The sequence below is a fragment of the Streptomyces sp. NPDC051133 genome (genome assembly GCF_040682635.1).
Taxonomy (GTDB): domain Bacteria; phylum Actinomycetota; class Actinomycetes; order Streptomycetales; family Streptomycetaceae; genus Streptomyces.
The window spans coordinates 56,976-77,250 of the sequence record NZ_JBFBBK010000035.1 but is presented as its reverse complement, the minus strand read 5'-3'; the positions used below and the strand labels follow the sequence as shown (position 1 = coordinate 77,250).

The 20,275-nt window shown below is 70.7% G+C and carries 19 protein-coding genes; 6 read left to right on the top strand and 13 right to left on the bottom strand.

Annotated features, from left to right (window positions below; genetic code table 11):
- Window positions 1-197 precede the first annotated feature (197 nt).
- The gene (locus AB0N17_RS30820) at window positions 198-443 is read left to right on the top strand and encodes a hypothetical protein (protein WP_366014844.1); all 246 of its coding nucleotides are present in this window, start codon (window positions 198-200) and stop codon (window positions 441-443) included.
- Here AB0N17_RS30820 and AB0N17_RS30815 read toward each other — a convergent pair.
- Window positions 437-763, bottom strand: coding sequence for a hypothetical protein (locus tag AB0N17_RS30815; protein ID WP_366014843.1), 327 nt, complete (start codon window positions 761-763; stop codon window positions 437-439). The genes AB0N17_RS30820 and AB0N17_RS30815 overlap by 7 nt on opposite strands.
- A gap of 81 nt (window positions 764-844) precedes the next feature.
- Here AB0N17_RS30815 and AB0N17_RS30810 point away from each other — a divergent pair, with 81 nt between their 5' ends.
- Both AB0N17_RS30810 and AB0N17_RS30805 read left to right on the top strand, forming a co-directional pair.
- Window positions 845-1,870: a hypothetical protein gene (locus tag AB0N17_RS30810; RefSeq protein ID WP_366014842.1), complete on the top strand. Its 1,026-nt coding sequence runs from the start codon at window positions 845-847 to the stop codon at window positions 1,868-1,870.
- Between the two features lie 250 nt (window positions 1,871-2,120).
- The gene (locus AB0N17_RS30805) at window positions 2,121-4,700 is read left to right on the top strand and encodes an AAA family ATPase (RefSeq protein WP_366014841.1); all 2,580 of its coding nucleotides are present in this window, start codon (window positions 2,121-2,123) and stop codon (window positions 4,698-4,700) included.
- Window positions 4,701-4,713: 13 nt separating this feature from the next.
- On the opposite strand, the gene AB0N17_RS30800 is transcribed toward AB0N17_RS30805, so the two are convergent.
- From AB0N17_RS30800 to AB0N17_RS30745, 12 genes are all read right to left on the bottom strand, one after another.
- Entirely contained in the window at window positions 4,714-5,175 is a 462-nt protein-coding gene (locus AB0N17_RS30800; RefSeq protein ID WP_366014840.1) for a hypothetical protein, read from the bottom strand.
- 199 nt (window positions 5,176-5,374) lie between these two features.
- Window positions 5,375-6,238 (bottom strand): zinc metalloprotease HtpX, encoded by an 864-nt coding sequence (gene htpX, locus AB0N17_RS30795; RefSeq protein WP_366014839.1) that lies wholly within the window; start codon window positions 6,236-6,238, stop codon window positions 5,375-5,377.
- Between the two features lie 202 nt (window positions 6,239-6,440).
- Window positions 6,441-7,964, bottom strand: coding sequence for an NADH-quinone oxidoreductase subunit N (locus AB0N17_RS30790; protein ID WP_366014838.1), 1,524 nt, complete (start codon window positions 7,962-7,964; stop codon window positions 6,441-6,443).
- The gene (locus AB0N17_RS30785) at window positions 7,961-9,535 is read right to left on the bottom strand and encodes an NADH-quinone oxidoreductase subunit M (protein ID WP_366014837.1); all 1,575 of its coding nucleotides are present in this window, start codon (window positions 9,533-9,535) and stop codon (window positions 7,961-7,963) included. Before AB0N17_RS30785 ends, AB0N17_RS30790 begins: the two co-directional genes overlap by 4 nt.
- 6 nt (window positions 9,536-9,541) lie before the next feature.
- Entirely contained in the window at window positions 9,542-11,536 is a 1,995-nt protein-coding gene (locus tag AB0N17_RS30780) for an NADH-quinone oxidoreductase subunit L (protein ID WP_366014836.1), read from the bottom strand.
- Window positions 11,533-11,907 (bottom strand): NADH-quinone oxidoreductase subunit NuoK, encoded by a 375-nt coding sequence (nuoK, locus tag AB0N17_RS30775; protein WP_366014835.1) that lies wholly within the window; start codon window positions 11,905-11,907, stop codon window positions 11,533-11,535. Before nuoK ends, AB0N17_RS30780 begins: the two co-directional genes overlap by 4 nt.
- Complete coding sequence (locus tag AB0N17_RS30770) at window positions 11,907-12,509, bottom strand: NADH-quinone oxidoreductase subunit J (RefSeq protein ID WP_366014863.1); 603 nt, start codon at window positions 12,507-12,509, stop codon at window positions 11,907-11,909. Before AB0N17_RS30770 ends, nuoK begins: the two co-directional genes overlap by 1 nt.
- A gap of 26 nt (window positions 12,510-12,535) precedes the next feature.
- Window positions 12,536-13,087, bottom strand: coding sequence for an NADH-quinone oxidoreductase subunit I (locus AB0N17_RS30765; RefSeq protein ID WP_366014834.1), 552 nt, complete (start codon window positions 13,085-13,087; stop codon window positions 12,536-12,538).
- Window positions 13,088-13,089: 2 nt separating this feature from the next.
- A complete protein-coding gene (locus AB0N17_RS30760; RefSeq protein WP_366014833.1) occupies window positions 13,090-14,058 on the bottom strand; it encodes a complex I subunit 1 family protein in 969 nt (322 codons plus the stop codon).
- On the bottom strand, window positions 14,055-15,359 hold the full coding sequence (locus AB0N17_RS30755; protein WP_366014832.1) for an NADH-quinone oxidoreductase subunit C: 1,305 nt from the start codon (window positions 15,357-15,359) through the stop codon (window positions 14,055-14,057). Before AB0N17_RS30755 ends, AB0N17_RS30760 begins: the two co-directional genes overlap by 4 nt.
- Window positions 15,356-15,952 carry an NADH-quinone oxidoreductase subunit B family protein gene (locus AB0N17_RS30750; RefSeq protein ID WP_366014831.1) on the bottom strand — a complete coding sequence of 199 codons (597 nt, stop codon included), beginning with the start codon at window positions 15,950-15,952 and terminating at the stop codon, window positions 15,356-15,358. The genes AB0N17_RS30755 and AB0N17_RS30750 overlap by 4 nt, the downstream gene beginning before the upstream one ends.
- Window positions 15,943-16,362, bottom strand: coding sequence for an NADH-quinone oxidoreductase subunit A (locus AB0N17_RS30745; RefSeq protein ID WP_366014830.1), 420 nt, complete (start codon window positions 16,360-16,362; stop codon window positions 15,943-15,945). The genes AB0N17_RS30750 and AB0N17_RS30745 overlap by 10 nt, the downstream gene beginning before the upstream one ends.
- Window positions 16,363-16,583: 221 nt before the next feature.
- Between AB0N17_RS30745 and AB0N17_RS30740 the strand changes: the two genes are divergently transcribed.
- From AB0N17_RS30740 to AB0N17_RS30730, 3 genes are all read left to right on the top strand, one after another.
- Window positions 16,584-17,819 (top strand): sensor domain-containing protein, encoded by a 1,236-nt coding sequence (locus AB0N17_RS30740; RefSeq protein WP_366014829.1) that lies wholly within the window; start codon window positions 16,584-16,586, stop codon window positions 17,817-17,819.
- A gap of 128 nt (window positions 17,820-17,947) precedes the next feature.
- Window positions 17,948-19,294 carry a sensor domain-containing protein gene (locus tag AB0N17_RS30735; RefSeq protein ID WP_366014828.1) on the top strand — a complete coding sequence of 449 codons (1,347 nt, stop codon included), beginning with the start codon at window positions 17,948-17,950 and terminating at the stop codon, window positions 19,292-19,294.
- Between the two features lie 210 nt (window positions 19,295-19,504).
- A complete protein-coding gene (locus tag AB0N17_RS30730) occupies window positions 19,505-20,194 on the top strand; it encodes a response regulator transcription factor (RefSeq protein ID WP_366014827.1) in 690 nt (229 codons plus the stop codon).
- Window positions 20,195-20,275: the final 81 nt, after the last annotated feature.

Here is a 20,275-nt window from a genome sequence, read left to right as displayed (position 1 = left end):
CCTTTATCGAAACCCCTTACTGCAAGCTCGTTTGAATTCGTCCCTACCGGTGGCCGACAATGGGATCGTGTGACGGCCGCGCTTTCGCGAACCGGTGGGCCGATCAGCCCACCCGCAGTGTTCATCCGCTGGTCGGCGCGGTCGTGATTCTCGCGCCCCGCATGTGGCGCGGGTGGACGGCGCGAAAGGTCTCGCCCATGAGTGCACAGCGCAGCAAGCACCTCTTCGTGGTGTCCGCCGTGAGTGTTCTTTTGGCCGGCGGTGCCGCGGTCGTTGCGGCGGTGCCGGCTTCGGCGGCCACTCCGGCTCACATCCCCTCGCACTACCCCCACTCGAGCCGCGGCTGCGACGAGGTCTGGGGAAACGGCGGATGCGACACCCACGGCGACTTCGGCGGGTTCGACCAGGGCGGCGATCGCGGTGATGGCTACGGTGACTACTGACTCGAATTGCTCGGGCGAATGTCGTTCAGGCTCTCGACAACCGTCACCGACGTCGCATGGGGTGGTGTAGGAACCTGAATGAGAATGGGCACGTAGACCATGTCGCCATGCCTGAACTCGGCCTTCCATGAATTCCGATAACACACGACATCCTTTGGGTTTCCGCGCGTCGCATAACACTGAGTTGCGGACATGGGCGCAGTCTGCGGCTCCTGCGACAGGGCACCTCCTTCGCTCGCTGCAGCGTTCCAGGTGCCGAACGCCATGCAGGACACGGCCACTACTGCGAGGCCGCCGCTCCGCAGGACTGATTTCTTCATACTCATCACCTTGAAAGCCGTGGGCGAACTGTGCCGGCGCGCTGCAGGGCACGCACATGAGAGTCCGGCAGCCGGGAAACTGTGGACCACCCGGCCGCCGGACCGTCAAGTTCAGCCGTTGTTGTTGTTATTGTTGTTGTTCCCGCCCCCGCCATTGTTGTTGTTATTATTGTTGTTGTTCCCGCCTCCGCCATTATTGTTGTTATTGTTGTTGTTGTTTCCGCCCCCGCCGTTGTTATTGTTGTTATTGTTGTTGTTCGCGCCTCCGCCATTGTTGTTGTTATTGTTGTTGTTGTTGGCTCGTCCGCCGTTGTTGTTGTTATTGTTGTTGTTGTTCGCGCCTCCGCCGTTGTTGTTGTTATTGTTGTTGTTGTTGGCTCGTCCGCCGTTGTTGTTGTTATTGTTGTTGTTGTTCGCGCCTCCGCCATTGTTGTTGTTATTGTTGTTGTTGTTGGCTCGTCCGCCGTTGTTGTTGTTATTGTTGTTGTTGTTGGCTCGTCCGCCGTTGTTGTTGTTATTGTTGTTGTTGTTCGCCCTCCCGCCCTTGCGGTTGTTGTTGTTATTGTTGTTGTTGTTCCCACCCTTGCGGTTGTTATTGTTATTGTTATTGTTGTTGTTCCCGCCTCCGCCGTTGTTATTGTTGTTATTGTTGTTGTTCCCGCCTCCGCCGTTGTTATTGTTGTTATTGTTGTTGTTCCCGCCTCCGCCGTTGTTGTTGTTATTGTTGTTGTTGTTTCCTCCGGTGTCGCTCGGCGCCGTAGCGTGAGTCCCTGTCGGCGCCGGAGCGGCGATGGCGGAGGACGGTGCCAGGGCGGCGCTTCCTGCCGCCAGAGCAGCCGATGCAGCAATCAGGGCCGCGCGCTTTGCATACCTGTTCGACATGGTGGTTTCTTTCCGATGGGTTTGGACCGTGCTGATGCGCAGTCCATTTCGGTTGCGGACGGCATTCGTCGCAAATGCCCCGCCTGGTCGGATCCCGGAGGCTTCCCAGTGAGCCATCCACTTGATCTGACGGCTCTTCACGCACCTGTCGCTCCGGTCGATTTACCTTCCGGGAGTGCGTGGCTGCGCATTTCTGCCAGCCCCATTTCCGGAAGCGCGGGATAGGCGTCCTACTCGGCGTGCACCGGTCGGGACCCGCGAACTCGGAGTACCGGGATCTGAACTCAGCATGCCCCGCCGCAGTCGGGGGTACATCGGGTGCGCACCCCAAGTTCCACCCCCGCACACCCCACGTCCCAGGCCCCCACACCCCAGCTCGCACCGGCGTCCCCTACCGGCCACCCACCAGCCGATCGGCCTTGATCAGTCGTGGATCTTTTGCGTGGCTCCGGGCACGGGGAGAAAATGGCTGGTGATGGACCTGCTAGAGCGAGACGCCGTGCTCCAGGACCTCGCCGGTCACCTGCAGGCTGCCGTGAGTGGCCCTGGACGCCTGGCCCTTGTCCGCGGCGAGGCCGGCGTCGGCAAGACCGCCGTCGTCCAGCGTCTCGCCCAGGTGGCCGATCCCCACATCCGGGTCTTGATCGGCGCCTGCGACCCGCTGGCCACACCCCGCCCCCTGGGCCCTCTGCTGGACCTGGCTCCGCGCTTGGGCCCGGCGGTGCGGACCGCCCTGACAGACACGAGCCGTTCCGACGAGGTGTTCGACTGTCTGCTCGCCGACCTGAGCACCTACCCCAGTCTGCTGGTCGTGGAGGACGTCCACTGGGCCGACGAGGCCACGATGGACCTGCTGCGTTACCTGGCCCGGCGACTGCCGAACGTTCCCGCGCTGGTACTGGCCACCTACCGCGACGACGAGATCGGCCGGACCCACGACCTGACCTCTCTCCTCGGCACCCTGGCCGGCTACTCGTGGGTGTACCGCCACGACCTGGCCCCCTTGAGCCGCCGGGCCGTGGCCAGGCTGGCGACCGGACACGCCGTCGACGCCGAGCATCTGTACCGCGTCTCGGCCGGCAATCCGTTCATCGTCACCGAGATCCTGGCCGCCCCTGCCGAGCCCATCCCTGCCACGGTGCGCGAGGCCGTGGCCGGCCGCCTGGCGGGCCTGTCGACCGAGGCACGCATGGTGGTCGACGTACTGGCCGTGCTGGGGCTCAGGGTCTCGCTCCCGCTGCTGGCCGGCGTCCTGCCGAACTCGGAGGGCGCGCTCGACGAGGCCGTGGCCTGCGGAATCGTTCGCACCGACGGACAGGTGAGCGAGTTCCGCCACGAGCTGACCCGGCTGGCGGTACTGGAGGCCGTGCCCGCCGCCCACCGTCTGCGGGTGCACCGGCAGGTACTGGCGGCGATGCGGTCCGGCCCCGTCGCCACGGACGATCTGGCGCTGCTGGCCGATCACGCCGAGGGCGCCGGGGATCCGAAGGCCGTGTTGGAGTACGCGCCCGCAGCGGCCCTGCATGCCGCCGCATTGGGCGCATACCGGGAAGCCGCCGCCCAGTACGCCCGCGCCCTGGAGTACGCCGACCTCCTGCCGCCCGGTCAACAGGCCGCTCTGCTGGAGGGCCACTCCCAGGCCTGTCTCCTGTCCAGCCGGCTGGACGAGGGGATCGCTTCCCTCCGTACGGCGGTCGGGCTGCGCCGTGCGCTGGGTGACCGGCTGCGCGAGGGGGAGGACATGCGCTGGCTGTCGTGCTGGCTGTGGCCGACCGGGCGCACGGACGAGGCCGGACAGACCGGTCTGGACGCGGTCCGGGTGCTCGAAGAGCTTGCGCCGAGCCGGGAGCTGGCCAGGGCGTACCTGAACCTCTGCCAGCTGGCCTGTTACGAGCACGAGGGGACGGCGGTCACCGCCGCCCATGCCCAGAACGCGATCGCTCTGGGAGAGCGCTTCGGTGATGCGGGTGTGCTCGTCCAGGCGCGCTTCCACACCGCGGCGGCACGCATGCTGAGCGAGGGGTCCGGCTGGGAGGACTGCGAACAGGCGGTGTCCAGCGCGATGGCCCAGGATCTGCCGGTGGACGCGGGCTTCATGGCGCTCATCATGTGCTGGCTGGCGGCACTGCAGCGGGACACCGCCCGGACGACCGCGGCCGTGAGCCGGGCGGAAGCCTATTGCCTCGACCGTGACCTGCTGACCTACCTGCTGTGCACGAGAGCCTGGGGCAGTTGGGGGCTGCTGAACCGGGGCTTGTGGCGCGAGGCCGCCGACGCCTCACAGAAGGTCCGGTCCCATCCCGGCGCACCACCGGTCGTCCGGGCCCTGGCCTTGACCGTCATGGGTCTGGTGCGGGCCCGGCAGGGCAAGTCCCAGGTGTGGCCGCTGCTGGAAGAGGCGGCGACTCTGGTCGACTCGAACTGTCTGCTGGACACGGGCCTGGGCTGGGAGGCCCGGGTCGAGGCGACCTGGCTGGCCGGCGGGCACGAGCTGGTGCGGGCGGAGGCGGAACGCTGTCTGGCCTCGTTGGCGGGCCGTACCCATCCCTGGCTGTCCGGGCCTCTGGCCTGCTGGATCCGCCGCGCGGGAGGAGAGCCCCCACAGGTTCCGGCGGCGGGCCCCTACGCGCTGGAGCTGGCCGGCGACTGGGCCGGTGCCGCCGCGCAATGGGACAGCCTCGGCTGCCCCTACGACGCCGCGCTCGCCCGCCTGGCAGGCGACCCGCCCGCACTGCGCGAGGCCCTGGCCGCATTCGAGGCCCTCGGCGCCCGGCCGGCCGTGGCTCGCACCCGTACGTTGATGCGGGCCCGCGGTGTCCGCCCGGTCCGGCGTGGTCCACGGGCGGCCACCAGGGCGAATCCGTACGGGCTGACCAACCGGGAGATGGATGTCCTGAAGCTGCTGAACGAGGGCCTGTCGGATGCCGAGATCTCCGCCCGGCTCTACATCAGCCCCAAGACCGCCGGGCATCACGTGGGCGCGGTACTGAGCAAACTCGGTGTCCACACCCGCCACGAAGCCGCCCGCAAACTCCATCATCCCGGGCACGGATAGGACTCCACGACGGTCAGCTGAATTGGCAGTTGATGTTCTGGCTGCCGGTGAAGGTGCTGTTCCCCTGCGCGGTCTGGCCCGTCGGGTAGCAGATCTGGAGGAGTGTGGGGACACCCAGCAGCGAGAGCAGTCCCCCGCCTTGAGCGGCGGCGCCGTTGAGGACGTTGTTGTTGTTGATGTTGTTGTTGGTGTTGGTGCTGTTACTCCCGTTGTTGTTGTTATTGTTGTTGTTATTCACCCCTCCGGGGTTATTGTTGTTATTAGTGTTGTTATTGTTGTTGGTGGTGTTCTCGCTGCTGCTGGCGCCCCCGTTGTCTCCCGAGCCGCCACCCATCCGGTAGGGGGCGTGGAGCAGCGACGTGACACCGAGCCGCGACAGGAGTCCCCCGTCGCTGTGGGCCTGAGCGCCGCCGGCGCTGAAGAGAACCGCCGCGATCGCGGCGGTGCTGATCGCGAACCGCTTGGTGAGCTTCACTCGACCAACCTTTCGTCATCCTTGGCGCGGAATTCTCCGTGGAAAGGATGACGACGGGGCGCATTGAACGATGATCAGGCGCGCTGCGGCAGCCCGGGATTTCCCCCGTCAGTGCTTCATTTGGCTCATGGCTCATCCATTTCGAGCGCGGGTCCAAGGTGTTCTTCACCGGTCACCGGACTTCACCGGTCACCGGACTTCACCGGTAGCCGCCCGCCATCTTCTCGAGCCGGGCGATGCGTTCCGCCATCGGCGGGTGCGTGGAGAACATCTTCGACAGTCCCTGGCCCGGGCGGAAGGGATTGGCGATCATCATGTGGCTCGCCGTCTCGATCCGGGGCTCGGGCGGCAGCGGAAGCTGCTGGGTGCCCATTTCGAGCTTTCTCAGGGCGCCGGCGAGCGCCAGCGGGTCGCCGGTGAGCTGGGCGCCCGAGGCATCGGCCTCGTACTCCCGGGAACGGCTGATGGCCAGTTGGATCAGGGACGCGGCGAGCGGGCCCAGGATCATGATCAGGAGCAGGCCGAGCAGGCCGGGACCGTCGTCGTCGTCCGAGCGGCCGACGGGGATGAGCCAGGCGAAGTTGACCAGGAACATGATCACCGAGGCGAGGGCTCCGGCGACCGAGGAGATCAGGATGTCCCGGTTGTAGACATGGCTCAGCTCGTGACCGATGACGCCGCGCAGCTCGCGCTCGTCCAGCAGGCGCAGGATGCCCTCGGTGCAGCACACGGCCGCGTTGCGCGGGTTGCGGCCCGTCGCGAACGCGTTGGGGGCCTCCGTCGGTGAGATGTACAGCCGGGGCATGGGCTGGCGGGCCTGCGTGGACAGCTCGCGCACCATCCGGTACAGCGCAGGGGCCTCGAACTCGCTGACCGGGCGGGCGCGCATCGCGCGGAGCGCCAGCTTGTCGCTGTTCCAGTACGCGTACGCGTTCGTGCCCAGCGCGATCAGCACCGCCACGACCAGCCCCGTACGGCCGAAGAAGCTGCCGATGACGATGATGAGTGCGGACAGTCCCCCGAGGAGTACTGCGGTCCTGAGCCCGTTGTGCCGGCGGTGCACGGTTCGCCCTCCAAGTCGTGCAGCTGGGGAACACTTTCGTCCAGTGGACCCTCCCGCCTGAGTCAACGCCAGGCGGCGGCCGCGAGTTCCCAGGTGCCTGCGGTGGCGCCGGTCGGCCGTACGGGTGACGTGCCCCCGCGGCCGTACGCGCGCGTGGGGCCACGGGTGCCCCACGCGCGCGCGGTGAGTCGTGTGCGAGCCCTCAGAACAGACCGGTGGCCGCGAAGCGCAGGACCAGCTGGGGCGCTCCGGACAGGGCGACACCGAGGACCCCGGTGAGGGCGAGGGCGGCCGTGAGGGGCGCGGGGACCCGGTGGCGGGCGGGCTCGCCCTCGGGGGCGCGGAACAGCAGGGCCGTCCACTGCAGGTAGTAGAAGAGCGCGATCACGACGTTGACGGCCATGACGACGGCGAGCCAGCCGAGGCCCGCGTCGACGGCCACGGAGAACACGGTGACCTTGGCGAACAGGCCGATGATGCCCGGCGGCAGCCCGGCCAGGCACAGCAGGAAGAACGCCAGGAGGAGCGCGGTGAGCGGGTTGCCGGCGTACAGGCCGCGGTAGTCGCTGATCCGGTTCAGCTTCCGGCTGCGGCCCACCAGGGCGGCCACCGCGAAGGCGCCGAGGTTCACGGCGGCGTACATCAGGGCGTACGCGACCGTGGAGCCGATCGCCTTCTGGGGGGCCTTGGCGTAGCCGGCGGCGGCGATCGGTACGAGGAGATAGCCGGCCTGGCCCACCGAGGACCAGGCGAGCAGTCGTACCGCGCTGTACGCGCGCGTGGCCTGCTGGCGCAGGGCACCGACGTTGCCGACGGTCATGGTGAGCGCGGCCAGGGCGGCGAGGGCGGGCCCCCAGACGTCGGCGTACGACGGGAACGCGACGACGGTGACGAGGATCAGGCCGGAGAAGCCGACCGCCTTGCCGACGACCGACAGGTAGGCGGCGACGGGCACGGGCGCGCCCACGTAGGTGTCGGGCACCCAGAAGTGGAAGGGCACGGCGGCCGTCTTGAAGGCGAAGCCGACGAGCGTGAGGACGACTCCGGTCTGGGCGAGGGTGTGCAGCTGCCCGTCGACGTGGGGCAGGCGCTGGGCGACCTGGGTGAGGTAGAGGGTGCCGGTGGTGGCGTAGACGAAGCTGATGCCCATCAGGCTGACCGCGGTGGCCGTGACCGAGGACAGGAAGAACTTCAGGGCGGCCTCGGAGGACCGCTTGTCGCCGTGCCGGATGCCGACGAGGGCGAAGGCGGGCAGGGAGGCGACCTCCAGGGCGACGATCAGGGTGGCCAGGTCGCGGGAGGCGGGAAGCAGGGCGGCGCCGGCCGCGGAGGAGAGCAGCAGGAACCAGAACTCGCCGGCCGGGACCCGCCGCCGCTCGTCGTCGAGGTTCGTGACCGACAGCAGGGCCGCGAGCAGGGCACCGCCGAGGACCAGGAACTGGATGACGAGGGTGAAGTGGTCCGCGGTGTAGCTGCACGCGCGCGTGCCGCCGGTCAGACAGAACGTGCTGCGGTCGCCGTCCAGGAGCGGCAGCAGCATCAGGGCGGCGACGGCCAGTCCCGCGACCGAGATCCAGCCGAGGACGGCCTTCCTGGCCTCCGGCAGGAACAGGTCGGCGACGAGGACGGCGAGCGCCACGACCGCGACGATGGTGGGCGGGGCGATGGCGAGCCAGTCCACGGACTGGACCACCGGCGCGGCGAGCGGCTGGGCCAGGGCGCTCATCGGGTGCCTCCTGCGAGGAGCTGCTGCACGGCCGGGTCGGTCAGGCCGAGCAGGGCCCTCGGCCACAGTCCGGCGACGACGGTCAGGGTGACGAGCGGGGTCCAGGCGGCGAACTCGTACCCGTGGACGTCGGCGAGCTTCGGGACTTCCTGCTCCACGCCGCCCATGCAGACGCGGCGGACCACGATCAGCATGTACGCGGCCGTCAGCAGGGTGCCGAACGCGCCGATCGCCATGAAGGTGAGGTACGCGGGCCGGCTGAGGCCGGCGGCGGGCTCGAACGAGCCGAACAGCGCCAGCATCTCGCCCCAGAATCCGGCGAGGCCGGGCAGGCCGAGCGAGGCGACCGCGCCGAAGGCGAGCAGGCCGCCGAGGCGCGGTGCCTTGCCGTAGAGCGCGGCGCCCGTCTCGTCGGCGAGGGTGTCGAGGTCGGTGGTGCCGGTACGGTCCTTCAGCGCACCGACCAGGAAGAAGAGCAGGCCGGTGATGAGGCCGTGGGCGATGTTGGCGAACAGGGCGCCGTTCACGCCGGTCGGGGTCATGGTGGCGATGCCGAGCAGGACGAAGCCCATGTGCCCGACGGAGGAGTAGGCGATCAGGCGCTTGAGGTCGCCCTTCGCGCCCTGCTTGGCGAGGGCCAGGCAGGCCAGGGACCCGTAGATGATCCCGACCACGGCGAACGCGGCCAGGTACGGCGCGAAGGTGTGGAAGCCGTGCGGGGCGATGGGCAGCAGGATGCGCACGAACCCGTACGTGCCCATCTTCAGCAGGACACCGGCCAGCAGGACCGAGCCGACGGTCGGAGCGGCGGTGTGGGCGTCGGGCAGCCAGCTGTGCAGCGGCCACATCGGCGTCTTCACCGCGAGCCCGATCCCGATCGCCAGAACGGCGATGACCTGCACGGATGCGGTCAGTGACCGGCCGTTGTCAGTGGCGAGTGCCACCATGTCGAATGTGCCCGACTTGATCCCGATCAGGAGCAGGCCGAGCAGCATGACCACGGAGCCGAGCAGCGTGAACAGGATGAACTTCCACGAGGCCCGGGTCCGGCCCTCGCCGCCCCAGCGGGCGATGAGGAAGTACATCGGGATGAGCACCATCTCGAACGCGAGGAAGAACAGCAGCAGGTCGAGGACGGCGAAGGTCGCGAGGGTGCCGGACTCGAGCAGGAGCAGCAGTGCGACGAACGCCTTCGGGGAGCCGCCCGCGGGCGGCTTGAAGTAGGAGTACAGCGCGCAGAGGAAGGTCAGCAGCGCGGTCAGGACGACGAGGGGGAGGGAGATGCCGTCGATGCCGAGGTGGATCCGTACGTCGAGTGCGGGGATCCAGCTGATGTCGGTCGTGGCCTGCATCTTCGACGGATGGCCGTGGTCGAAGCCGAGCGCGAGGACGATCGCGGCGATGAGGATCGCGCCGGTCACGGTGACGCCGTGCCGGAGCACGGCCTGCTCGGGCGACTTCCCCTTCAGTCCGGGTGGCGCGGGCAGGAGAGCGGCGACGGCACCGAGGAGCGGGCCGACGACGACGAATGCCAGAAGGAACTGCATCACGGACTCGTTGATATCGATCACGCCTGCTCACGCTCCCGTGGCGACGAGGACGACGGCGACCGCCAGGACGACGGTGCCGGCGAGCAGCGCGCTCACATAGGTCTGCACATTGCCGGTCTGCGCCCGCCGTACGGCGGCGCCGAGCAGCCGGGGCAGGGCGGCGGCGCCGCTTACGTAGGTGTCGACGACCTCGCGGTCGAGGAACCGGACGAGACTCGCTCCGGCCTGGACCGGGCGGACGAACAGCGCCGTGTACACGGCGTCCAGGTGGAAGCCGGCGGCCGCGTGCCGGTGCAGCGGGCCGAGCAGCAGCCGCCCGGGGTCGGCCGGGTCGGGGGCGTAGGCGATGTCGCCGTAGGCCGGCTCGTGGGTGGCGATGGCCTCGGCCTCCACCAGCCCGGCGTCGCCCTCGGGATGGGCGGCGACGGCGCCGAGCGGGGCGCGGGCGGCGAGCGCCGTGGTGCGCTGCCAGGCGCCGTAGGTGAGCAGGCCGCCGACCACCGCGAGGCCGGTGCCGAGGATGGAGGTGAGGAGGGCCGGGGTCAGGTCTTGGCCGTCGAACCAGCCGGGCAGCGAGCGGTAGGCGAGCCCGCCGAAGGCCAGGGACGGGACCGCTAGGACCCACAGCACCACGGTCATCGTCAGTGGCTGACGGCCGTGGTCGGGGGCTTCGGCGCCCCGGCCGCGGAAGGCCAGCAGCCACAGCCGGGTCGCGTAGGCGGCGGTGAGCAGGGCGGTGACCAGGCCGGCGACGAGCACGATCCAGCCGGCGGCGCCGGGCACGTGCACGGTGTGACCGTGGGCCGCGTGCTCGGCGGCGCCGAGGACGGACTCCTTGGAGAAGAAGCCGCTGAAGGGCGGGATCGCGGCGAGCGCGAGCAGCGCCACGGTCATCGTCCAGTAGGCGTCCGGGATGCGGTCGCGCAGGCCGTGCATGCGGGACATGGCGGCCAGCGAGTTGGTTCCGGCGGCGTGGATGATCACGCCGGCCGCGAGGAAGAGGAGCGCCTTGAAGGCGCCGTGGGACAGGAGGTGGAAGACGGCGGCACCGCGGTCGCCGACGGCGAGGGCGCCGGTCATGTAGCCGAGCTGGCCGATCGTCGAGTAGGCGAGGACGCGCTTGATGTCGTCCTGGGCGAGCGCGGCGAGCCCGGAACCGGTCATGGTCACGGCGGCCATGACGGCGAGGACCAGCATCGCGGCCTGGGAGGCCTCGAAGACCGGGAGGAGACGGGCGACGAAGTAGACACCGGCGGCGACCATCGTCGCGGCGTGGATGAGCGCCGAGACCGGCGTGGGGCCGGCCATCGCGTCGGGGAGCCAGGTGTGCAGCGGGAACTGCGCCGACTTGCCGGCCACACCGGCGAGCAGCAGCAGGGCGATCACCGTCGGGTGGTGCAGGTTGCCGGTCGCCACGGCACCGAGCACGCGCGTGATGCGGAAGGACCCGGCGTCGGTGGCGAGGGCGAACAGGCCGATCAGGAACGGCACGTCACCGAGCTTGGTGACCAGGAAGGCCTTCAGGGAGGCGGCGCGGGCCTCGGGGGTCTCCCAGTAGTGGCCGACCAGGAAGTAGGAGCAGATGCCCATGACTTCCCAGCCGACCAGCAGCACGATCAGGTCGCCGGAGTAGACGACCAGGAGCATCGCGGAGGTGAACAGGGAGACGAGAGCGGCGTACGAGGGGTAGCGCGGGTCGTCGCGCAGGTAGCCCGTCGAGTAGATCTGCACGCAGGACGCGACGAAGGCGACCAGGACGGCGACGAGCGCGGCGAAGCCGTCGATGTGCAGGGACAGCTCGATCGGCACGGACCCGGTGGGCGTCAGCTCGGTGTGGCCGTCGACGGCCTGGCCGCCGGCCTGGTGCACGGCGACCAGGGCGGCCAGTACCAGGGAGACCAGCGGCGGCAGCACGGCGAGCGGGCGGACGAACCCGGGAACGGTGCGGCCCAGCAGCAGGCCGGCCGTGGCACCCAGGAACGGCAGGAGGGGGACGAGGGCGGCGAGGGTGGTCGTGGTCACGCGGTGGCCTCAGCCTTCTCGGCCGCGGAGGAGTCGGGGCCCTCGGTCCCCGGGCCCTCGGCGGTGTCGCGGAGCTTGTCGATGTCGGAGGTGCCGCGGTTGCGGTGGACGGCGAGCACGATCGCCAGGCCGATGCCGATCTCGGCTGCGGCGATGGCGATGGTGAACAGGGTCAGCGCCTGACCGGAGTGCAGGGTGTCCCGGGCGGCCCGGCTGAGCCAGACGTCGAAGGCGACCAGGTTGAGGTTGACGGCGTTGAGCATCAGCTCGACCGACATCAGGATCAGGATCGCGTTGCGGCGGGCGAGGACGCCGTACAGGCCGGTGCAGAAGAGGAGGGCGGAGAGTACGGCGGGATAGGCGAGGTGCATCAGCGGGCGCCTTCCTTCTCACCGGGTACGTCCACGACGGCGGGGTTTTCGGGGGTGGCCGCGTCCGCCTTCGCCTTGCGGGACAGCACGATCGCGCCGACCAGGGCCGCGAGGAGCAGCACGGACAGGGCCTCGAAGGGCAGCACCCAGTGCCGGAACAGGCTCTCGCCGGTGACCCGGGTGGTGCCGGCGGCCGGTCCGTTCAGGTCGATCCAGGTGGCGCGGAAGGCGTCGACGACCACCCACACCAGGGCGACCGCGGCGGCCACCGCGACGACGAGGGCGGCCCAGCGGTTGCCGGAGTCGGCGTCCGGGGAACGGCCGATGGGGGCCTTGGTGAGCATCAGCCCGAACAGGAGGAGCACGACGACGGAGCCGACGTAGATCAGGACCTGCACCCAGGCGATGAACTCGGCCGTGAGCAGCAGGTACTCCACGGCGAGGCCGCCGAGGGCGACCACCAGCCACAGGGCGGCGTGCACCAGCTGGCGGGTGGTGACGGTGATCAGGGCCGCGCCGAAGGTGACCAGGCCGACGAGGAGGAAGGCGATCTCGACGCCGGTCGGGGAGAGGAAGCCGTGCGGGGCCGCGGCGAGGCTCATGGCCGGGGACAGGGTCGGGGCGTGACTCACGGCGTGCCCTCCTGCGGCTCGGCCTGCGCGGCTGCCAGCTTCTCGGCGGTCTTGCGGGCGGCGGCGATCTCCTTCGGTTCCTCCGCGGCGGGGTCCAGGGCGGGCGGGGCCGGCACGGTCCACATCCACTCGCGGAGCTTGTCGCGCTCGTGGGTGAGGTCGCGGATGTCGGTCTCGGCGTACTCGAACTCCGGGGACCAGAACAGCGCGTCGAAAGGACACACCTCGATGCAGATACCGCAGTACATGCACAGGGAGAAGTCGATCGCGAACCGGTCGAGGACGTTGCGGCTGCGCTCACGGCCGCCGGGGGCGGCGGGTGGGACCGTCTCCTTGTGGGAGTCGATGTAGATGCACCAGTCCGGGCACTCGCGGGCGCACAGCATGCAGACGGTGCAGTTCTCCTCGAACAGGCCGATCACGCCGCGGGTGCGGGGCGGCAGTTCGGGCAGGGCGTCCGGGTACTGCTCGGTGACGTGCTTCTTCGTCATCGTGCGCAGGGTGACGGCCAGGCCCTTGGCGAGGCCGGAGCCGGGGATGGGGGCCATGGTTAGCCGATCACCACCTTGACGATGCCGGTGAGGGCGATCTGGGCGAGGGAGAGGGGGACGAGGAGGGTCCAGGCGAGCTTCTGGAGCTGGTCCTCGCGCAGTCGGGGGTAGGTGACCCGGAGCCAGATGACGACGAACGCGAGGATCGCCGCCTTCAGCAGGGTCCACAGCCAGCCGAGGCCGTCGGCGCCCCACGGGCCGTGCCAGCCGCCCAGGAAGAGGACGGTGGTCAGACCGCACAGGACGACGATGCCGGCGTACTCGGCGAGCAGGAAGAGCGCGAAACGCAAGCCGGTGTACTCGGTGTAGGCGCCGAAGATGATCTCCGAATCGGCGACCGGCATGTCGAACGGCGGGCGCTGCAGCTCGGCGAGCCCGGCGACGAAGAAGACGACGCCGCCGACGATCTGCCAGGGCACCCACCACCAGTGGAAGGCGTGCAGGATGCCGGGCAGGGAGACCGTGCCCGCGGCCATCGCGACGGAGGCCGCCGTCAGCAGCATCGGGAGTTCGTAGGCGAGCAGCTGGGCGGCCGTGCGCAGGCCACCGAGCAGGGAGAACTTGTTCGCGCTGGCCCATCCGGCCATGAGCGAGCCGAGCACTCCGACGCCCATCACCGCGAGCACGAAGAACACGCCCGCGTCGAGGACCTGGCCGACCGCGCCCTCGCTCGGGCCGATCGGGACGGCGAGCAGCACCAGGAGGTACGGCAGCAGGGCCACGGCGGGGGCCAGCTGGAAGACACGGCGGTCGGCGCCGGCCGGGACGACGTCCTCCTTCTGCGCGAACTTCACGCCGTCGGCGATGAGCTGGGCCCAGCCGTGGAAGCCGCCCGCGTACATCGGGCCGAGCCTGCCCTGCATGTGGGCCATCACCTTGTGCTCGGTCTGGCCGACGATCAGCGGGAAGGTGAGGAAGACGGCGAAGACGACCAGGAGTCGCAGGGCGACGTCCAGCGCGTCGTTCACTGCGGGCCTCCTGTGGGGTCGTCGTGGGTGTCGTCGGTGTCGTCGGGAGACTCGGCGGGTCGGCCGGGCTCCGGTTCTGCGGTCTCGCGGGCTTGCCCGGGTTCCGGCTCGTCGAAGGCCGGGCGGGCGTGGTGCCAGGGGGCGTCCGAGCTGCGGGGGGCCGGACTCCGACGGGCGGGCGGGGCAGCGCCGTCCTTTTCAGAGACCTCCTCCGGGACCTCTTCCGGGACCTGTTCCGGGGCCTCGGCCGAGACCGGTTCGGCCGGTTCAGCCGGTTCAGCCGGTTCGGCCGGGGTCGGCTGCGGGGGCTGGGGCCGTTGGGAGGCCGAGCCCTCCGAGGCGCTGCGGGCGCGGCGCGGACGGGCCGGCGCCGGACCGGGCTCATGGGCCACGGAGGCCTCGGCGGCCGGGCCCCGGGCCGCCGCCGGGCTCGCGTCGCCCTCGGCCGCGGCCTGCTTCCGCTCCGCCGCGTCCTGAGGCCCCGGCGCCGTCGTCTGGCTCACCGAGCCCTCGCTCGCGCTCCTCGTCCGACGCGGCCGCGCACCGGCGCCGGTGCCGGTGCCGGCACCAGCACCAGCACCAGCAGCCTCGTCGGTCTGGGCGGTCTGGCTGGCGGAGCCCTCCGCCGCCGTGCGGGCGCGCCGTACTGGGCGTTCGCCGGCCGCGCGGGCCGGGCGTTCGCCCGCCGCGCGTCCCGCCGCTCGCGCCGGGCGGGCCGGGGCAGGGGGCAGCTGGCCCTTCAGCGGGCCCCACTCGTTGGGGTCCGGCACGCCCGGGGGCAGCATCTGGCGGCGCTTCGGGCCGCCGTGGTCGGACTCGCCCGGCTCCTTGGCGCCGGGCCAGGCCTTGGCGACACGGGCGGCGAGGACGAAGTCCTTGCGGAGCGGGTGGCCCTCGAAGCTCTCGGGGAGCAGCAGGTGCTCGAGCCCCGGGTGGCCTTCGAAGCGGACGCCGAACATCTCGTGGGTCTCGCGCTCGTGCCAGGCGGCGCCCGCGTAGACGCCGACGGCGGAGGGCAGCGTCGGCGCGTCGTGCGGGACCGTCGTACGGACCAGGAGGCGGCGGACCGGGTTCAGGGCGGCGACGTGCGCCGAGACGCGGAAACCCGTGCCCGGTTCGTCGACCGCGCTCAGCCAGTCGAAGTAGGTGCAGGACAGGGTCGTACGGGCCGTCTCCAGGGCGGTGAGCCAGGAGGACGGCGGTACGTCCACGGTCAGGACGTCGTACGACTCCTCGGCCGTGGCCTGCGCGCCGAAGAGTTCTTCGGCGGGGGCGGGCAGCCAGCCGACGGCGGCGCTCATCGGGCCTCCCCCTCACCGGCCGGGGCGGGGGGCTTGACCAGGTCGCTGGTCAGGGCGGCGGCCGACGGCCGGTGGGTGCCGTAGCGCTCCTCCAGCGACTCGCGGGCGATCTTCTCCTGGAGCTTGAGGATGCCCTGGAGCAGCGCCTCGGGGCGCGGCGGGCAGCCGGGGACGTACACGTCCACCGGGATGATCTGGTCGACGCCCTTGGTGACGGAGTACGAGTCCCAGTACGGGCCGCCGCAGTTGGAGCAGGCGCCGAAGGAGATGACGTACTTCGGCTCGGGCATCTGCTCGTACAGGCGCTTCACGGCCGGGGCCATCTTGTCCGTCACCGTGCCCGAGACCACCATCAGGTCGGCCTGGCGGGGGCCCGGCGCGAACGGGATGACGCCGAGCCGGATGAAGTCGTGGCGGGCCATCGACGCGGCGATGAACTCGATCGCGCAGCAGGCGAGGCCGAAGTTGAAGACCCAGAGCGAGTAGCGGCGGCCCCAGTTCAGGACCACCTTCATCGGCTCGGGGGCCAGGCGGGCCAGCGCGCCGAGCCGCTTGGGCTCCGGCAGGTAAACGGGATCCGGGGTCACGTCCATGCCAGGACGCCCTTCTTGTATGCGTACAGCAGGCCCACGGCGAGGAAGCCGAGGAAGACGAACATCTCCACGAGGGTCGTCGCGCCGTAGCCGGGGGCGGCGAAGACCGTCGCCCAGGGGAACAGGAAGATCGAGTCGACCGCGAAGATCACGTAGAGGAAGGCGTAGACGTAGTAGCGGACCTGGGTGTGCGCCCAGCCCTCGCCGACGGGGTCGACGCCGCACTCGTAGGTCAGGAGTTTCTCCGGGGTCGGTACGACCGGGCGCAGCAGCCGGCCGGCGCCGAACGCGACCGCGACGAACAGCACGCCGATGAGCGCGAGCAGCCCGACCACCGAGTAGGACCGGAAGTAACCGGCCGCGATGACGTTCGCGGCTGCGACCGTCGACTCCCCCAATGTCTCCCGCACCGTCGTCCCTCGCTCCCTGACCTCGTGACCTTGGTGAACTCTGTGATGCAACGTGATTCGAGGATCTGTACGCACGGGAGTCTAGGCCCTGATAAAGAACCGGTAAGCAGCCCGTCACGGCGTGAGACAGCCGGCGCCGGTGGTGGTGGGGTTTTCCCCCGTCGGCGGAGGGCGGCGTACCGCATGGCGCGAAGGGGGCCGGTCACGGCAGGCTGACCGTCATGACCGCTTCCCGCCCCGCCGCCGGCCGGCCCGACCGGACCGACGGCACCGACCGGACCGACGGCACCGACCGGTTCGACGGCGCCGACGGCACCGACCGCCTGCCTCCGCCCCGGTTCGCCTATGACGCGCACACCTGGAGGGAGATCGCGCATCTCCTGCTGAACCTGCCGGTGACGGTGTTCGGCTTCGTCTACGCGCTCACGGTGCTGGTCACCGGCGGGACCCTCAGCATCACGGCGATCGGCCTGCCGCTGCTCGCGCTCTCCCTGCTCGGCGCCCGCCAGCTGGGGAAGCTGGAGCGGGCCCGCGCGCGGCGGCTGCTCGGGGTGCGGGTGGAGGAGCCGACGCCGTTGCCGCTCGCCAGGGGCGGGGGGCTGCTGCAGCGGCTGTGGATGGCGCTGAAGGACCCGGTGGGCTGGCGGACGCTGCTGTACGACCTGATCCGGCTGCCCTGGGGCGTTCTCACCTTCTGCACCGTGCTGACCTCGCTGTTCGTGCTGTGGCCGGTGCTGCCGTACCTCGCGCGGGGGCTGGCGAACGTGGACCGGGCGATGGTGCGCGGGCTGCTGTCGCCCTCCAACGAGCTGGAACGCCGTATCGCCGAACTGGAGTCGGACCGGGGGGTCGTGGTCGACACGGCCGCCGCCGACCTGCGGCGCATCGAACGGGACCTGCACGACGGGGCGCAGGCCCGGCTGGTCAACCTGGCCATGGGGCTCGGCCTGGCCAAGGAGAAGCTGCTGGAGGATCCCGACTCGGCCGCGGCGATGGTGGAGGAGGCGCACGGCGAGGTGAAGCTGGCCCTGCAGGAGCTGCGCGACCTCGCCCGGGGCATCCATCCGGCGGTGCTGACCGACCGCGGCCTCGACGCGGCCCTGTCCTCGGTCGCCTCCCGCTGCACGGTGCCGGTGAAGGTCACCGCGGACCTGCGGGCGCGGCCGGCCGCGGCCATCGAGGGCATCGCCTACTTCACGGTCTCCGAGCTGCTGCAGAACATCAGCAAGCACAGCGGGGCGCGGTCCGCGTCCGTCGAGGTGTGGCGCGCGAAGGACCGGCTGCTCATCCAGGTGCGGGACGACGGCCGGGGCGGTGCCCGGCTGGACGGCGGCAGCGGGATGCGGGGCCTCGCGGACCGGCTGGGCGCGGTGGACGGCCTGTTCGTGGTCGACTCGCCGGCCGGCGGCCCGACGGTGGTCACCGCGGAACTGCCCTGGCGGGACCGGCAGGAGTAGCCCCGCGGGGTGGGGAAAACCCCCCGTCCGAGACGCCGACGGACTCCATGGCCCGGGGCGGCGCCGTGCACGACTGTGGACGTACGGCTGAAGCGCCGCTGGAAACGACGAGAACGGGACGGCATTCGATGGCCACGGAGTACGGACACGGGTACGGGCGGGAGCAGGGGCGGCCCTCCGGAACCGGCCACCGCCCGCACCGGCTGCCCGCCGCGCTGCGGGCGCCGGTCGAGGCGCGCAGCCGGCGGGAGTTCGGCTACGTCCTGCTGAGCCTGCCGATCGCGACGGTGCTGTTCAGCTGGACGGTGACCATGGTGTCGCTCGGCGCGGGTCTGCTGGTGACCTTCCTCGGCGTCCCGGTGCTCGCCGCGGCGCTCGCGAGCTGCCGGGGCTTCGGGTCGCTGGAGCGGGCGCGGGCGCGGGGGCTGCTGCGACTGGAGGTGGCCGAACCGGAGCCGCTGCGGATGTCCAAGCCGGGCGCGCTCGCCTGGATGGGCGCGGTCCTCAAGAGCGGCGCCTCCTGGCGGAGCCTGCTGTACGCGCTGCTGCAGTTCCCCTGGGCGATGTTCTCGTTCTCGGTTGCGGTGACCTTCTGGACGTTCGGCTGGGCGATGCTGACGTACCCCCTGTGGTTCTGGGTGTTCCCGATGTACGCCGGCCAGGGCGGCCTGCAGCTCTACGGTGACCAACACCACAGCGTCTATCTCGACAACCCGTTCGAGATCGCCGTGACCGCGCTGGTCGGTCTGTTGTTCACGCTGGCCACGCCGTGGCTGATCCGGGCCCTGACGACCGTGGACGGGCTGATGGTCCGCGGGCTGCTCGGGCCGTCGCCGCTGTCGGCGCGGGTGGTGGAGCTGGAGTGGGACCGGGGGGTGGTGGTCGACACGGCCGCCGCCGATCTGCGGCGCATCGAGCGGGACCTGCACGACGGCGCACAGGCCCGGCTGGTCGGCCTGGCCATGGATCTGGGCCTGGCGAAGGAGAAGCTGCGCGAGGATCCGCAGACGGCGGCGCGGATGGTGGAGGAGGCGCACGGTGAGGTGAAGACGGCGCTGCAGGAGCTGCGCGACCTCGCCCGGGGCATCCATCCGGCGGTGCTGACCGACCGCGGCCTGGACGCGGCCCTGTCCTCGGTCGCCTCCCGCTGCACGGTGCCGGTGAAGGTCACCGCGGACCTGCGGGCGCGGCCGGCCGCGGCCATCGAGGGCATCGCCTACTTCACGGTCTCCGAGCTGCTGCAGAACATCAGCAAGCACAGCCGCGCCCGGTCCGCCTCCGTCGACGTGTGGCAGGCGGAGGACCGGCTGATGCTCCAGGTGATGGACGACGGGGTGGGCGGCGCGGACGCCTCCCGCGGCTCGGGCCTGGCCGGGCTGGCCGGGCGCCTGGACGCGGTGGACGGCGTCCTGGTGGTCGACTCCCCGGCCGGCGGCCCCACCCGGGTGATCGCGGAACTCCCCTGGCGGACCTGACCCGCGCCGCCCCGGCCCCCGCACCCGCACGTGCCCGGCGACCCCCACCCCGCACGTGCCCGGCGACCCCCGCTCCGCACACGCCCGGCGACCCCCGCCCCGGCACCACCCCGCCCCGTTTCCCCGGCTCGGCGGCGGCCCGGGGCGAATGCTGGAATGCTGGACGTTCGTACGGACGCGCGGACGAACGTGCGTCGTCAGCCAGCGGGCATGGGGGGCCGGAAGATCGTGGAGGACAGGGTGCGGGTGGTCATCGCCGAGGACTCAGTGCTGCTCAGGGAAGGCCTGACCCGGCTGCTGACCGACCGCGGACACGAGGTGGTGGCCGGTGTCGGCGACGCGGAGGCGCTGGTGAAGACCGTCGCCGACCTGGACGCCCAGGGCACGCTGCCGGACGTGGTGGTGGCGGACGTGCGGATGCCGCCGACCCACACCGACGAGGGCGTACGGGCGGCCGTGGCGCTGCGCAAGACGCATCCGGGACTCGGGGTGCTGGTGCTGTCGCAGTACGTGGAGGAGCGCTACGCCACCGAACTGCTGGCCGGTTCCAGCCGGGGCGTGGGCTATCTGCTCAAGGACCGGGTCGCGGACGTGCGGGAGTTCGTCGACGCGGTGGTGCGGGTGGCCGAGGGCGGTACGGCGCTGGACCCCGAGGTGGTCGCTCAGCTGCTCGGCCGCAGCCGCAAGCAGGACGTGCTGACGGGGCTCACCCCGCGCGAGCGCGAGGTGCTCGGCCTGATGGCCGAGGGACGCACCAACTCGGCGATCGCCCGCCGGCTGGTGGTCAGCGACGGAGCCGTGGAGAAGCACGTCAGCAACATCTTCCTCAAGCTCGGCCTGGCCCCGAGCGACGGGGACCACCGGCGCGTGCTGGCCGTCCTCACTTACCTGAACTCGTGACGCCTGCCCCCGGTACCTGAACTCGTGACGTCTGCCCCCGGCCGCCGCGGCCGGGGGTACCCGGACGCCGTGGGCGAAGAA